Origin of the sequence: Wolbachia endosymbiont (group A) of Lypha dubia (assembly GCF_964028575.1) — a bacterium.
GTDB classification, from domain to species: Bacteria; Pseudomonadota; Alphaproteobacteria; order Rickettsiales; family Anaplasmataceae; genus Wolbachia; species Wolbachia pipientis.
Window position 1 is genome coordinate 1,148,481 of record NZ_OZ034796.1, and the last position, 12,918, is coordinate 1,161,398.

General features: G+C 35.1%; 10 protein-coding genes and 4 pseudogenes. 11 read left to right on the plus strand and 3 right to left on the minus strand.

Annotated elements, in window-relative coordinates; genetic code table 11:
* Positions 1 to 14 precede the first annotated feature (14 nt).
* Together ABWU72_RS05795 and ABWU72_RS05800 are read right to left on the minus strand one after the other, a co-directional pair.
* Positions 15 to 2,060, minus strand: a complete 2,046-nt coding sequence (locus ABWU72_RS05795; RefSeq protein WP_236514263.1) for a recombinase family protein — start codon at positions 2,058 to 2,060, stop codon at positions 15 to 17.
* A 33-nt stretch (positions 2,061 to 2,093) separates the two neighbouring features.
* Complete coding sequence (locus tag ABWU72_RS05800) at positions 2,094 to 2,456, minus strand: hypothetical protein (protein WP_353283958.1); 363 nt, start codon at positions 2,454 to 2,456, stop codon at positions 2,094 to 2,096.
* Here ABWU72_RS05800 and ABWU72_RS05805 point away from each other — a divergent pair.
* From ABWU72_RS05805 to ABWU72_RS05845, 9 genes and pseudogenes are all read left to right on the plus strand, one after another.
* A pseudogene (locus ABWU72_RS05805) lies at positions 2,435 to 2,641 on the plus strand (baseplate assembly protein W); the annotation flags it as partial. The gene ABWU72_RS05800 and the pseudogene ABWU72_RS05805 sit on opposite strands and share 22 nt — an antisense overlap.
* A 2-nt stretch (positions 2,642 to 2,643) precedes the next feature.
* Positions 2,644 to 3,453, plus strand: a complete 810-nt coding sequence (locus tag ABWU72_RS05810) for a baseplate J/gp47 family protein (RefSeq protein WP_353283959.1) — start codon at positions 2,644 to 2,646, stop codon at positions 3,451 to 3,453.
* Positions 3,411 to 4,571 (plus strand): annotated as a pseudogene (locus tag ABWU72_RS05815) (phage tail protein). Before ABWU72_RS05810 ends, ABWU72_RS05815 begins: the two are co-directional and overlap by 43 nt.
* A gap of 167 nt (positions 4,572 to 4,738) precedes the next feature.
* Complete coding sequence (locus ABWU72_RS05820) at positions 4,739 to 5,467, plus strand: ankyrin repeat domain-containing protein (RefSeq protein WP_353283960.1); 729 nt, start codon at positions 4,739 to 4,741, stop codon at positions 5,465 to 5,467.
* Between the two features lie 25 nt (positions 5,468 to 5,492).
* Complete coding sequence (locus tag ABWU72_RS05825) at positions 5,493 to 5,978, plus strand: ankyrin repeat domain-containing protein (RefSeq protein WP_353283961.1); 486 nt, start codon at positions 5,493 to 5,495, stop codon at positions 5,976 to 5,978.
* 34 nt (positions 5,979 to 6,012) lie between these two features.
* Positions 6,013 to 6,447 carry a DUF2924 domain-containing protein gene (locus ABWU72_RS05830; protein ID WP_353283962.1) on the plus strand — a complete coding sequence of 145 codons (435 nt, stop codon included), beginning with the start codon at positions 6,013 to 6,015 and terminating at the stop codon, positions 6,445 to 6,447.
* Positions 6,441 to 7,931, plus strand: coding sequence for a recombinase family protein (locus ABWU72_RS05835; RefSeq protein WP_353283963.1), 1,491 nt, complete (start codon positions 6,441 to 6,443; stop codon positions 7,929 to 7,931). The genes ABWU72_RS05830 and ABWU72_RS05835 overlap by 7 nt, the downstream gene beginning before the upstream one ends.
* 231 nt (positions 7,932 to 8,162) lie before the next feature.
* Positions 8,163 to 9,053: an Rpn family recombination-promoting nuclease/putative transposase gene (locus ABWU72_RS05840; RefSeq protein ID WP_353283964.1), complete on the plus strand. Its 891-nt coding sequence runs from the start codon at positions 8,163 to 8,165 to the stop codon at positions 9,051 to 9,053.
* 131 nt (positions 9,054 to 9,184) lie between these two features.
* Positions 9,185 to 9,456 (plus strand): annotated as a pseudogene (locus ABWU72_RS05845) (recombinase family protein); the annotation flags it as partial.
* 279 nt (positions 9,457 to 9,735) lie between these two features.
* Here the strand turns inward: ABWU72_RS05845 and ABWU72_RS05850 are convergent.
* The gene (locus ABWU72_RS05850; RefSeq protein WP_353283965.1) at positions 9,736 to 11,058 is read right to left on the minus strand and encodes a hypothetical protein; all 1,323 of its coding nucleotides are present in this window, start codon (positions 11,056 to 11,058) and stop codon (positions 9,736 to 9,738) included.
* A gap of 262 nt (positions 11,059 to 11,320) precedes the next feature.
* On the opposite strand from ABWU72_RS05850, the pseudogene ABWU72_RS05855 reads away from it, so the two are divergent.
* Positions 11,321 to 12,153 (plus strand): annotated as a pseudogene (locus tag ABWU72_RS05855) (IS5 family transposase).
* A gap of 397 nt (positions 12,154 to 12,550) precedes the next feature.
* Entirely contained in the window at positions 12,551 to 12,898 is a 348-nt protein-coding gene (locus tag ABWU72_RS05860) for an IS630 transposase-related protein (protein ID WP_155968342.1), read from the plus strand.
* The last annotated feature ends 20 nt before the right edge of the window (positions 12,899 to 12,918 follow it).

The following is a 12,918-nucleotide window of genomic DNA, read 5'->3' on the forward strand; positions in this document are numbered from 1 at the left end:
GCATGTTGATACTCCTATAAAAAATTTATATTGTTGAATTTGCCATTTTTAAAATCCATCAGAATTTTAATAGTTTCTGGTTTATCCTCAAATAAGTATTTGCCCTTGGCTTTACTATCATCTTTTCGTATTTTAATTTGACCACTATTGATTTTATGGTAAAGCCAATTCCTAGAAACTTTGAGGATCTTTGCAACTTGTGTAACAGTAAGGTAGCCAGGTGCAAGGAGACGTGGTTGATGTCTTTTTCGAAAAATATCATTTTTTAATCGAATACTTTCGACTGTACTTCTTAAAACAACATTTTTCTTTGGAGAGCGATATCCTTGTTTTTCTAAGTACTTGGCGATTTCTATATCTGATTTACCCTCCTTACTTAACTTTATTATAAGCTGTTCCATTTCTGTTGCTGTGGTTAATTCATAAAAGGATTTTACTGGAATAGGGACATGAAAAGTAGTAGTTTCTCCACCATGCCATACAATACGTATTTGTAAGCAATCGCGTTTGATCCGGTGTGCTACTACCTTATCAATTATGCAACGAAGAAAGGATTTTTGCTGCTGACTTGACAGAACTGACTTATGCCAAATTTCAGGTAATTTCCTACCCACATCTAAAAATACTGTTTTCAGCTCTTCAGATAATTGAAGATTAGGTTTCTTTGGATGTTGACGTTCGAATGTAATTTCTGCTTGCTTGAGTTCGTTCAATGCTTGTTCCCAACGTTTTTCAAGTTCTGCAGCTACAAGACGATTATCAGGATCAACTTGATTAAATTGTCGTTCTGCCAACTTAGCTTGATATCTCAGACGTTCTAATTGTTGCAAATGTACTTTATTAAGGGCTTGTTCAGATTGTGACTGTGAATCAATAGCATTAGTATAAGCATCTAGTTCAATTTGACTAAGTGCTGCAAAAAATTTAGAAACCACTGCACAATCGATAATATCAGTTAGTAAACGCTGACATACAGGTTCATGATACTTTCGTTGCAGGTAATTACACATATAATAGTTTCTTTCTTTATATCGCATTGTCATTTTGTATCCACATTCTCCACAATAGATTATTCCCTGCAATAATGCTTCTCCTGATCTAGCTATGCCACGCGTGCTATTGTATTCATACTTTGCATAATTGTCTTTTAGTGTCATCTGAATTTTTATAAAGCTTTCCCAATCTATATAAGCTGGATATTTATCTTTTATTAAAATTTTCCATTCTTCCATTGGCATGCTTTTTGTTGTTTTTTCAGCAGAGGATATTTTATGACTTCTAGTACGACCATAAACAAATGCTCCAGCATAAGCTGGATTTTTAAGTATCGAGAGAATTTTTCCACGTGTCGGTTTTTTCCATTGCAACTCTTTAAACTTATCATACCTAGGAATAGTAAGTTGATGGTCATTAAAATGCTTTAGAACTTTTGATGCTGCTCGTTTCTCTAGAAAAGTTTCAAAAATAAGCTTAATACGATGCTGAACTTCAAGATTATGATCCTTATGTACTGAACCATCGGTATGACGAATAAGACCAACTGGAAGAGATAAGGCTAAATCACCTCGTGCTGCTTTATTCAATAATCCAGCATTTAGTCTAGCTCTTATAGTAGATAACTCCATTTCAGCAAGTTGCCCTTTTAGACCCAGTAATAATCGACCATTAATGGTACCAGGATCATAGATACCATCACGATCAGCTATTAAACACTGTTTATAGCCACATATATCTAGTAACGGATACCAGTCAGAACAATTGCGTGATAAACGGGTTACATCATAGGAAAGTATGATCCCTACCTTCGCTAAAGTGACTTTAGTAACAAGTTCTTTAAATCCTTCACGCTTTTCAGCACTAGCACCAGTTATACCAAGATCAGTGTCAATTATAATAATACTATCAGCTTTCCAGCCAAGATCAATTGCCTTTTGTTTCAGCGCATACTGCAACTCTAGACTTTCTTGATTGCTTAATATTTGATGATGTGTTGATTGTCTGATGTAAATTATCGCTTCGCGTGCTAAATGTTGTGCTGTGATTAGCTCTGATGTACTCATGGATAACCTCTTTGGATACTAATAATATATTTTCTAAAACTTCTGACTTAAAACGTTGTGGCATTTTCTGCCACACTTGACATGATTTACATGGCATAATTTATACTCCTTTGCTAGAGAAACAAACTCGTATAATGAAGTCCATGTTAACTTGCTGGTGAGAAAATCTTGCTTACTAGCTAAGTTAGTAGAAAAAAATGGAATATGTAGAGTGATGTCATCACGATAAATAACAGATACATTACCACCTTTGTAGGCTGTTGAACTGAAAGATGATACGGGAAAAGTTCTGCCAAATAGTGGATGTGTTGGATCTGTAACTGTAATTTCTTTGGCTACTTGATTGTTGAAGGGGGTATTAAGGTGACTGATCGTTTGAATTAGTAGATAAGCCAATAAATAGAGATTTAACACTTGAGATATATGCAGCAACTGCAGAAGCTTTGGAAAAATGGGAAAAGAGATTTAAGTTAGAAAAAGTAAAAGTTGAAGGAGTAAAAGAAGGGAGAGTAACATTGAATTTAGAAGGTATCTATCTTTCAGAAGGTAAGTTCATAAATATTAATGGAGTAGTTGTTTAAAAATGCAGCAGCCTGAACCACTGAACTTTGAAGAGATTTTTTCTCGGATGAAGGAAGAGTTAGTGAAGTGTGATGCAAGTTTTACAGCATTAGTAGAAAGTGACCCAGCGATAAAAATATTAGAGGTAGCAGCATGGAGAGAACTGTTACTTCGGCAAAGAATAAATGAAGCTGTAAAAAGTAATCTACTTAAGTTTGCGACAGGAGAAGATCTTGATAATTTAGCTGAGTTTTATGGAGTGGAAAGGCAGAAAGAAGAAGAGGATGAACGATTTAGAAAAAGAATTAAAGCAAAGATAATAGGCTCAAGCACGTGTGGAAGCAAGGAGTATTATAGGTATCATGCACTGTCAGCAGATAGTAGAGTAAAAGATGCATTAGTAGAATCACCTATACCAGGGAAAGTACAGATCTCGATTTTATCAACAACAACTGGCATAGCTTCAGAAGAGCTACTTGAAATTGTAAAAAAGCAGGTTACTAGAGATGATATAAGGGTTTTAACCGATACAGTAACAGTGATAGGTTGCAATATTACGGAAATAGATATTCACAGCAGAATGAGCATAAGTCCTGTAATATCAGAGGAAGAAATCAAGAAGCAGTTTATTAAGAAGTTTGAATTAGCAAAAAGATTAGGGTGGAGTGTAACAAGATCTTGGATAATAGCGAATCTATTTGTAGAGGGTGTAGAAAATGTGGAATTAATTGAGCCAAAAGAGGATGTTGTGGTGCTAGGAAATGAATGTGCAAATTTGAGAAATTTAAAATGTTATTGCCACCAAACGCAACAAAACAAGAAAAAGCGCTAGTAGATGCAACAGATTATAAGGTTGAACTGAGCTGTATCAGAGGATTTAAGTTTAGTCTTAAAGAAGAAACATTGCCGTGGATAATAGAAGAATATGGTTTAGAAGAGATACTGCGTTGGGTAAAAGATAGAAGAAAAGCCGTAGTAGAAGGAGTAAAATTTCAAAGACTGAGAGGAACTCCAGCATCACTAAAAATAGCACTAAAATAGGCAAATATAGAAGATATTACAATTATTGAAGAGCCACCAGGTAAACATTTTTTTGAGTTGCAAATAGGAATAAAGGATGTTCCAAATGACTTTTTTGTAGATGCGGTTGTAGAGCTTGCGAAGCTGTCATTACCAGTAAGATCAAGGCTAATGAGGATTTTTAACGACTATTACAACGTTGATAGGTTTATTTTAGATGAAAGCTTTTTTGGAAGTTTGTTATCGGATTACTCAGGGATAAAAATTGAAAAAGATGGACCAGTGTTGTCGTTTGGTAGAAAGAACGCATTTGAGCTAAAAATCTTAAATCCAAGTTTTAAGTTTAGTACTTTTCGTGTTCATTATGAGCAAGCATTTAGTAATGACATATATCGGTTAGATGTAGCAGTACTTGGAGAAACAGAGCCTCACACAAAGGATTACAAAGGCATTTATGAAAGGAGTCATCAGTGGTACAATTTAAAAGCACTATATCCATTACCACAAAGTTTATTACCAGAAATTAAGTTTGCAAAAGCGCAAGTTATATTATCGGATAGTTGGTATTTAGGAGACATAAATGCGTGCTTTCCAGTTAGTAGCGTAGAAGAAAGAGGAAATAAATTTGTATTGGGAAGTAGCAAATTATCTGAAGAACTGTGGAATTTAAAATACAAGCCAATTTTAGAAAGATTTTTTGCCGTTCACCACTATCAAGTAAAGAATTTCTCTACCCCCAAAATGATAAGATTTAGCGTAGCAGAACACTACATTCATTTTGAAAACGAATTGGATTCAAAGCAAAAGGATGCAATACAGGAGTTAGAAAATTACATTTTAGTGTTTTACCCAGGTGTACTAACATGGCACGAACATCGACATTTGAACAGAAGTTGGAAAAATAGCCAAGTAATATCTATAATAAGTTAAGTACTTATATTTATATCCTGATATATTATATTAATAACAGGTTAAAGTATATGAAATAAAAAGAAAAAGACTTGCTTTCTTATGCTAAAACGGACATGAATTGAATAGCGGCAGGTAAATATAAGAAATTTGTCTGGCGCTAGAAAAGCTAATTTTGTGAGGTATGTATGAAGTTCAGTGAGGAAAAGAGAGAAGCTTTTAATAAGTCATTTTATGAATTATTAGAGAACTCGTTTAAGAATATTAATGAAAAAGATGAAAAAGGGGAAACAGTATTGCACCAAGCAGTAGAAATCTCCGATTGCAAAACAGTAAAGTTATTAATAACAAAAGGAGCGGACATCAATGCAAGAGATAAAAAGGGTTATACACCACTGCACTGCGCAGTATTTGCGAGAAGTTTAGAAAATGTAAAAGTGCTGCTAAGGTCAGGAGCGGAAATAAATGCCACTCAATATGTTAGTGGATGTACGCCACTGCACTCTGCGTGCAAAATAGGAGGAGCAGGAGTTGAAATAATAAAAGAGCTAGTAAAAGCAGGAGCTGAAGTTAATCAACTGAATAAGTATGGTGCAACACCAATGTACTATATCTGGGAAAGTGAAAAGTATTGTCTGTGTGATAGCAAAGAGAGTGAAAAGGCGAGTAAATTTCTGAGAGAAAAAGGTGGAATAACAAAAAGTAGAAAACTGACCTGCTATGGAATAGAGGGACTAGTGGGAAAAATAGCAGACATGTTGAATGGGAGCTACTTACCGGAGTTAAAAATAATAGAGATAGGAGAAATAAGGAAGAAAGATAAGTCACTAATAGAGGAAGAATGTAAAAATTTGGCAAGCAAGATAATGAGCCAAGTGAACGAAATGATAGATGAGGTGGTGAGAAAGAAGGCTTAGGTTTAAAGAAAAGGTGAGGTGGATTATGTTAAAGCTTGGTAAGAAAGAGGCATTTAATAAGTCAGCAAAAGAATTATTAGAGAACTCATATAAAAATATTTATGCAAGAGACGAGAATGGAAGAACAGTTCTACATTATGCAGTAGACGCAAAAACAGTGAGGTTATTAGTTGAAAAAGGAGTAGATGTGAATGCAGCAGATGTAGGAGGATATACGGCACTGCACCTAGCGGTAACGGAGAAACGTCTAGAAACAGTTAGAGAATTGATAAAATCAGGAGGGAATGTAAATGCTGAAGAGTATGGCAGTAAATGCACACTGCTGCACCTTGCATGTATGGTAGGTGAAAAAGAAATAGTGGAGGAGCTAGTAAAAGCAGGAGCTGAAATAGAGCAAGCAGATAAATTTGGAATGACAGCAATGGATTATGCGAAAAATAGTAAAGAGATAACCGAGGTGTTAAAGAAAGAAATAGAGAGAATTGAAAAGTTTTTTAAAAAGCAAAGGTAGCAAAGAGGAAAACCTTCTATGAGAGGCTAAAGATATGGAAAAAGAAACAGAAAAGAAAGTAATGAATTTAGAGAAAGAGTCATTAGAAGGGCTGAGGAAAATATGGAAGAAGGTATATGGAGAAGAGGCACCTAAACATTCAAAGAAATATCTGATACCGAGGCTAGCATATAGAATACAGGAGGAAGCGTATGGAGAAATGTCAAGAAAGGGGACAAAAAGGCTAGAGTATCTGGCAGACCGACTAGAGAAGGGAAAAAGAATAAGTAGTGATAAACTGCCAGTAGCAGGAACAGAGCTAATATTAGAGAGAGGTGAAGAGACTCATGCGGTAATGGTGACAGATAAGGGTTTAATCTACAGAGAAGAGTTTTACACGTCATTGTCGGCAGTAGCAGGAAAAATAATGGGAATGAGTTATAATGGACCTCTCCTATTTAGGATGAGAGAAAAGGAGAAAGGATGCTAAAAGAGGTAAGATGCGCGATATATACGAGAAAATCAAATGAGGATGGACTAGAACAAAAGTTTAACAGTCTTGATGCGCAACGAGTAGCATGTGAAAAATATATAAAGAGCAAAGAAGGCTGGGTAGCATTGGCAAGAAAGTATGACGATGGAGGCTTTTCAGGGAGTAATTTAAATAGACCAGCAATAAAGGAATTGTTTGAAGATGTAAAGGCAGGAGAAGTAGATTGTGTAGTAGTATATACATTAGACAGGCTATCAAGGGAAACAAAAGATAGCATAGAAGTGACATCATTTTTTAGAAGGCACCGAGTAAATTTTGTAGCAGTAACGCAGATATTTGATAATAATACGCCAATGGGAAAATTCGTACAGACAGTGTTATCAGGAGCAGCGCAACTAGAAAGAGAAATGATAGTAGAGAGAGTAAAAAATAAAATAGCAACATCAAAAGAACAAGGTTTATGGATGGGAGGAACTTTGCCGCTAGGGTATGATGTAAAAGATAAGGAATTAATAATAAATGAGAAAGAAGCAAAGACGGTGAAGCATATATTTGCAAGGTATGTAGAGCTGAAGTCAATGGCAGAATTGGCAAGGGAATTGAATAGAGAAGGATATCGAACGAAAGCAAAATCAAATATCTTTAAAAAGGCAACGGTAAGGAGAATAATAACAAATCCAATATACATGGGAAAGATAAGACATTATGACAAACAGTATGAGGGAAAGCATGAGGCGATAATAGAAGAAGAAAAATGGCAAAAAGCGCAGGAATTGATAAGGAATCAACCATATAAAAAAGCAAAATATGAGGAAGCTTTGCTTAGGGGAATAATTAAGTGCAAGAGCTGTGAAGTAAACATGACGCTGACATATTCCAAAAAGGAGAATAAGAGGTACCGATATTATATATGTAATAATCATTTAAGTGGAAGAAGGTGTCCATCAATGAGTCGAAGTATAGTAGCCGGAGAAGTGGAAAAAGAAGTAATGAAGAGAGCTGAAAGCCTAAATGAAAATTGGGAAAACTTAAGCTTCGGAGAACAGAAAGAAGCGGTGAAAAAGTTAATAAAGGTAGTGTGGGTGAGAGAGGAAGGAGTAGAAGTGTGTTCTGAATCAGAGGAAAAATTTATACCAATGAGTTTAAAAAAGAAAGGAAATAAATGCACAGTAGTAGAACCAGAAGGAAAAACAAACAATGCGCTACTAAAAGCAGTGGTAAGGGCTCATCTGTGGAAACGTCAACTGGAGGCAGGAAAATATAGAAGTGTGAAGGAGCTGAGCACTAAAATTAAGATAAGCATGAGAAGAATACAGCAAATCTTGAGATTAAATTATCTGGCTCCAAAGATTAAGGAAGACATAGTAAATGGGAGGCAACCAAGTGGTTTGAGGTTAGTTGATTTAAGAGAAATACCGATGCTGTGGAGTCAACAGTTGGAGAAATTTTATGGATTAACGTTTATAAAAGCAACAAAATGAGAGCACTGAAAAAAGGTATTGGCAAAAAACTTGATTCTGGTCTTTCAAGGCATGTTACAGAGGTGGTTATAAAAAGATATGTAAAGTAGGGAATGCGATCTCAGCCCATCTCTGACAGTCGTTTTTTTCTTTAACAAGCCCAAAGTTAAAAAAAGAGGATTTAAAAATAAAGAGGTTGAATATTTGAACAGAATAGAGTATAATTATTAATGCTTTTGAAGAGAATTTGTTATGGGTTTGTCAAAGTTTTTAGATCCAAAAAATAATTATGCCTTTAGGCGCATCTTCGGTACTGAGAAAAATAAAGATATTCTCATTCATTTTCTCAACGATGTCCTAAACCTAACAGGTGAAGCTAAAATAAAGAATGTGCAGTTCCTAAGCCCCATTCAAAATCCCGACATTACCGCTAAAAAGGAGAGTATTGTCGATGTACTCTGTAGAGATTCTGCAGGTGTTCAATTTATATGCGAGATGCAGGTTGCGAGAACGACCGGCTTTGAAAAACGCGCACAATACTATGCTGCTGGAGCTTATTTTAGCCAAGCTGGCATAGGTGACAAATATCATGAACTTAAAGAAGTTATCTTCATTGCCATCACTGATTTTGTTCTGTTTCCTAAAAAAGCAGCCTACAAATCAGATCACGTTACTCTTGATAAGGTTACTCACGAGCATGACTTGAAGGACTTTAGTTTTACTTTCATAGAACTACCGAAATTTCCAAAGACAAAAGAGGATCAACTAGAAAGCATAGTTGAAAAATGGATATATTTCTTTAAGTATGCAAGTGAGACTAATGAAGAGGATCTAAAGAAAATAGTAGGAAGTGACGAGATTATTGGCAGAGCTTATAACGAGTTGATAGAGTATAATTGGACTAGGGAAGAACGGACTATATATCAACAAGCTAAGAAAAATGAGGATGATAATGTATCTTGCCTCAACCAGAAATTTAATGAAGGAAAAATTGAAGGAAAAATTGAAGGAAAAATTGAAGGAAAAATTGAAGGAAAAATTGAAGTGGCAAAAAACTTACTTAAGGTTGGAGTATCTGTTGACCTAGTAGCTGAATCTACAGGTCTTCCTAAAGATGAAATTGAACAACTCAAGAAGAAATAGTCTCATAGACCACCAATTTCTTTCTGCTATTACTAGCGGCGAAAAGTTTACCTATAGGGGTATGTCCTGAGTCAGAGAAAATTTATACCAATGTAGTTAAAAAAGAAAGCAACGAAGTGCACAGCCAGAAGGGAAATGCGCTACTGAAAGCAGTGGTAAGGGCTCATCTGTGGAAACGTCAACTGGAGGCAGGAAAATATAGAAGTGTGAAGGAGCTGAGCACTAAAATTAAGATAAGCATGAGAAGAATACAGCAAATCTTGGGATTAAATTATCTGGCTCCAAAGATTAAGGAAGACATAGTAAATGGGAGGCAACCAAGTGGTTTGAGGTTATTGATTTAAGAGAAATACCGATGCTGTGGAGTCAACAGATGGAGAAATTATACGAACTGGTGTCTTAACTTATAAAAGCCGGGAGATCGATGTACCAGAAAACCAATACTTTAAAACAAAGAATCTATAATATGCAAGTTGATGAAAAGAATTGAGGTAAACTAGCGTTACAGGAACTGATACTTAATTATGTAATAAAAAAAGTGATAATCTTAAACCTATATATGAAAAGATCTCAGAACTCCAAAGTTATTGCGTAAGAGCCAAATGTCCCTGACAGCCCTTCTACCGCTGAATCATGTCGAGCGTATGGTTTATACCTAAAAAAATCTTGCTTTGAAAATACATCAATATGAACGTACTACCGGAGCTTCCATCTTATGCAGCTGTCTTAAACTATCAATTGGCGTTATAAGAGTAGACGGAGTACTTGATTCTTTTACTACAAAATCTGATTGTTTAATAGTTTCAGCTAACTCTATAGGTATTCCGCCGTTTCTTTCAAAACCTTTATTTTTTATAGCTTGTAGAACATTTTTCCCTTCTAAAAGGCAACTTTCCCCTAAACTTGATTGATCTTTTAATTTGTCAAACTTCTCCTGGCTCTCTCCATCAAGCTTTACTTCTATTATATTACTATCTTCATTACTAGGACATAGATGAATACTAATCTTGCCCACTTCACTGGTAAAGTACATTTCAATGCCACTTCCTAAGACATTCGTATAATTTCTTTTTCTTCCTACGCTCTCAACTCTTATTATACTTTCCCCGATCTGTAAGATGCTACTTTCTATACTGAAATTTTCATTCACCTTACTATTCATAACCTTTGCAACTTCAACAATACTGTTTCGTGGCCACCTGAAAAGAACAAGATTGTTATCTACTTCTACTTTCAGATTATCATCTTGAACTTGTTCATTCTTATTTACTAAACCTTCATATGCAATACTTTTCAGTTTGTCCTTAATTTTTTCACATTCTGTAAAAATAGGCTCATCATTTCCCCACATAACTTCATCTATCATATTATCATTATAAAAATCGGACTCTATTTTTGCACCTGATAACAGCAGCTTATTGACAATATTGAATAAAGGTTCTGAAGCCTCTTCCCACGGATCCATTGCCTCTTCCCCATTGTCTTTATATCGTGCTCTAGTAGTAGGCGTTATACGCATAACACTGCTAGCATCAGCAATGTCAATTATTTTTTTAAATATAAAATTCGACACAGTACATTCATAGTGATCACAGCGTAAATTTAGCTTTATTTTCCTTTTCAAATATTCATCTATTAAATGTTCCATCTTTTCTAGAGTAACCTTTGCAGAATTTTCGTATCTATTTTCATGAAACCCTTTCATTATACTTTCCATCTTGTCATGAAATTCATCAATCGAAACTTTTTCGCCCTCAGTTAATAGATTTGCTAAATTCATTAAAATTGAGTTTTCTGGAATAAAAGAACTTGTAACAGCAGTATTGTTGTCTTCAATAACGGACTCATCCCAGTCATCAACGGACTCACCCCAGTCATCAGTTTGTTCTTGACTTGACAACGATGCAATAGTTCCCGGAGTTTGCCAGCCAAAATGTTCTGTATGCTGTTTTTCAGTAGCTAACCCACAAAATGGCTTAGTCTCTAAAATACGTTCTAATGCCATACTTATCCCTCCAAACTAAAATATATGGTATATTATATGCAATATACATCATTAAGTCAACAACCATGATCTTTTTACTATTCATATTTTTGTTAAGTTTTTATGGTGAGTAATACTAGTGTGTAGATAGGTCAAAAATTTCTTACAAATGCAAGTTTGAACCAATTTTACTATAGATTAATATAATTGAGAACTGCCACTTAGAGGTTGTCCGGAAACAAGTAAAAGGCTATAATATCTGAAATTTTAGTACGGGGTAAAGATGAGAAAAAAGTATCCAACAGATCTAAGCGAAAGGGAATGGGCAAGAATAGAAAAACACTTCAGAGTATCATACAAGAAAGGAGGAAGGCCGCCAAAGTATAGCAAAAGAGAAATATTAGAAGCAATTTTCTATGTATTGCGTACAGGGTGTCAATGGCGGTATTTACCAAATGATTTTCCGCTATGGAAGACTGTGTATGAGCAGTTCAGGCAATGGAAGAAGCAGGGAATTTTTGAGAAAATGAATTATGAAATTACAAAATATAGTAGAAGAAAAATAGGAAGGAATGAGCAGCCGAGTGCCTGTATAGTAGATAGTCAATCTGTAAAGACTACAGAAAAGGGGGGATCAAAGGCTATGATGGAAGTAAAAAAGTAAAGGGTAGAAAAAGGCATATAATTACAGACACTCAGGGTTTTATACTAGGTTGTTACGTAGGCGCTGCTAACGAAAATGATAGAGATGGTATTAAAATAGCATTAAACAATATGAGAACAAAATATACTAAAGTTAAAAAAATGTGGGCTGACATGGGATACCAAGGAAGAAATTTAAAGAATCACATAAAGGAAGAATATGACATAGATATTGAAATTGTTAAAAGGCCTCCATGTAGATTTTGGGTGCACAAAGATACGCCACCTGAGCTACTACCAACAAGAGAACAAGGGTTTAAAGTACAGCCAAGAAGATGGGTTGTAGAAAGGACTTTTGCTTGGGTTAATAGGAATAGAAGGCTATCGAAGGAGTATGATTTACTCACAACATCCACTGAGAATTTCATATACCTAGCTATGAGTAGGGTTATGTTAAAGAGGGAATATGCTTGAATTTACTAGTTTCCGGACAACCTCTTATATTCAATACCACTATTATAAGAATGTCATGAAAGATAGATTATGCTTTGTTGCTTAAAACCTGTTTAAAACATCCACTACTAAAACACAAGCTATCTTATTCCCATAGTCGTTCTACCATGAATATTGTCAATCTCATCTTTAGACAATGAATCAAATTCAGTATCTGGAATAATTAGCTTTTTTGGCCTTTGAACTTCCAATCCATACTCTGTTTCTTGATCTTCTTATATGATGTTAAATACTCTGTAGCTTTATTAAGAGTAGATCTGGGAAAAATACTATCTAAAAAAGTAGTTGGAGTATCAGTACGACTATATAGTACTTCCCAAAGTAAATGATAAAGGTATAATAAGCTATTTGAGTTATAATGGCGTATAGTGTGGATTTAAGGGAAAGGGCAGTATCGATGATAGAAAAAGGGAAGTCAAAGGTTGAGGTGGCAGAGCTTTTGGAGATAGGAATAGCAACTCTGTACCGCTGGTTAAGAAAGAAAGCCGCTGGTGAAAGCCTAAGGCCATCGAAAAACGGCAGCTTTATTCGAAAAATAGACCCAAAAATACTCGAAGAATATGTTAAAAAGAATCCAGATCATACGCTGGCAGAGATGAAACAAAATCTTGGATTTGGAATAAATTCAATTTGGTATAGGCTGAAACAGCTAAGAATTACTTTAAAAAAAAGTTACACTATATCAAGAGCGCAATCAAGAAGATAGGCAGCGATTTACCGATAAAA

Excerpts from the sequence above, each read along its gene's own strand:
- ABWU72_RS05795 (WP_236514263.1), bottom strand. The coding sequence starts at position 2,060 with ATGAGTACATCAGAGCTAATCACAGCACAACATTTAGCACGCGAAGCG.
- ABWU72_RS05810 (WP_353283959.1), top strand. The coding sequence starts at position 2,644 with ATGCAGCAGCCTGAACCACTGAACTTTGAAGAGATTTTTTCTCGGATG.
- ABWU72_RS05820 (WP_353283960.1), top strand. The coding sequence starts at position 4,739 with ATGAAGTTCAGTGAGGAAAAGAGAGAAGCTTTTAATAAGTCATTTTAT.
- ABWU72_RS05825 (WP_353283961.1), top strand. The coding sequence starts at position 5,493 with ATGTTAAAGCTTGGTAAGAAAGAGGCATTTAATAAGTCAGCAAAAGAA.
- ABWU72_RS05830 (WP_353283962.1), top strand. The coding sequence starts at position 6,013 with ATGGAAAAAGAAACAGAAAAGAAAGTAATGAATTTAGAGAAAGAGTCA.
- ABWU72_RS05835 (WP_353283963.1), top strand. The coding sequence starts at position 6,441 with ATGCTAAAAGAGGTAAGATGCGCGATATATACGAGAAAATCAAATGAG.
- ABWU72_RS05840 (WP_353283964.1), top strand. The coding sequence starts at position 8,163 with ATGGGTTTGTCAAAGTTTTTAGATCCAAAAAATAATTATGCCTTTAGG.
- ABWU72_RS05850 (WP_353283965.1), bottom strand. The coding sequence starts at position 11,058 with ATGGCATTAGAACGTATTTTAGAGACTAAGCCATTTTGTGGGTTAGCT.
- ABWU72_RS05860 (WP_155968342.1), top strand. The coding sequence starts at position 12,551 with ATGGCGTATAGTGTGGATTTAAGGGAAAGGGCAGTATCGATGATAGAA.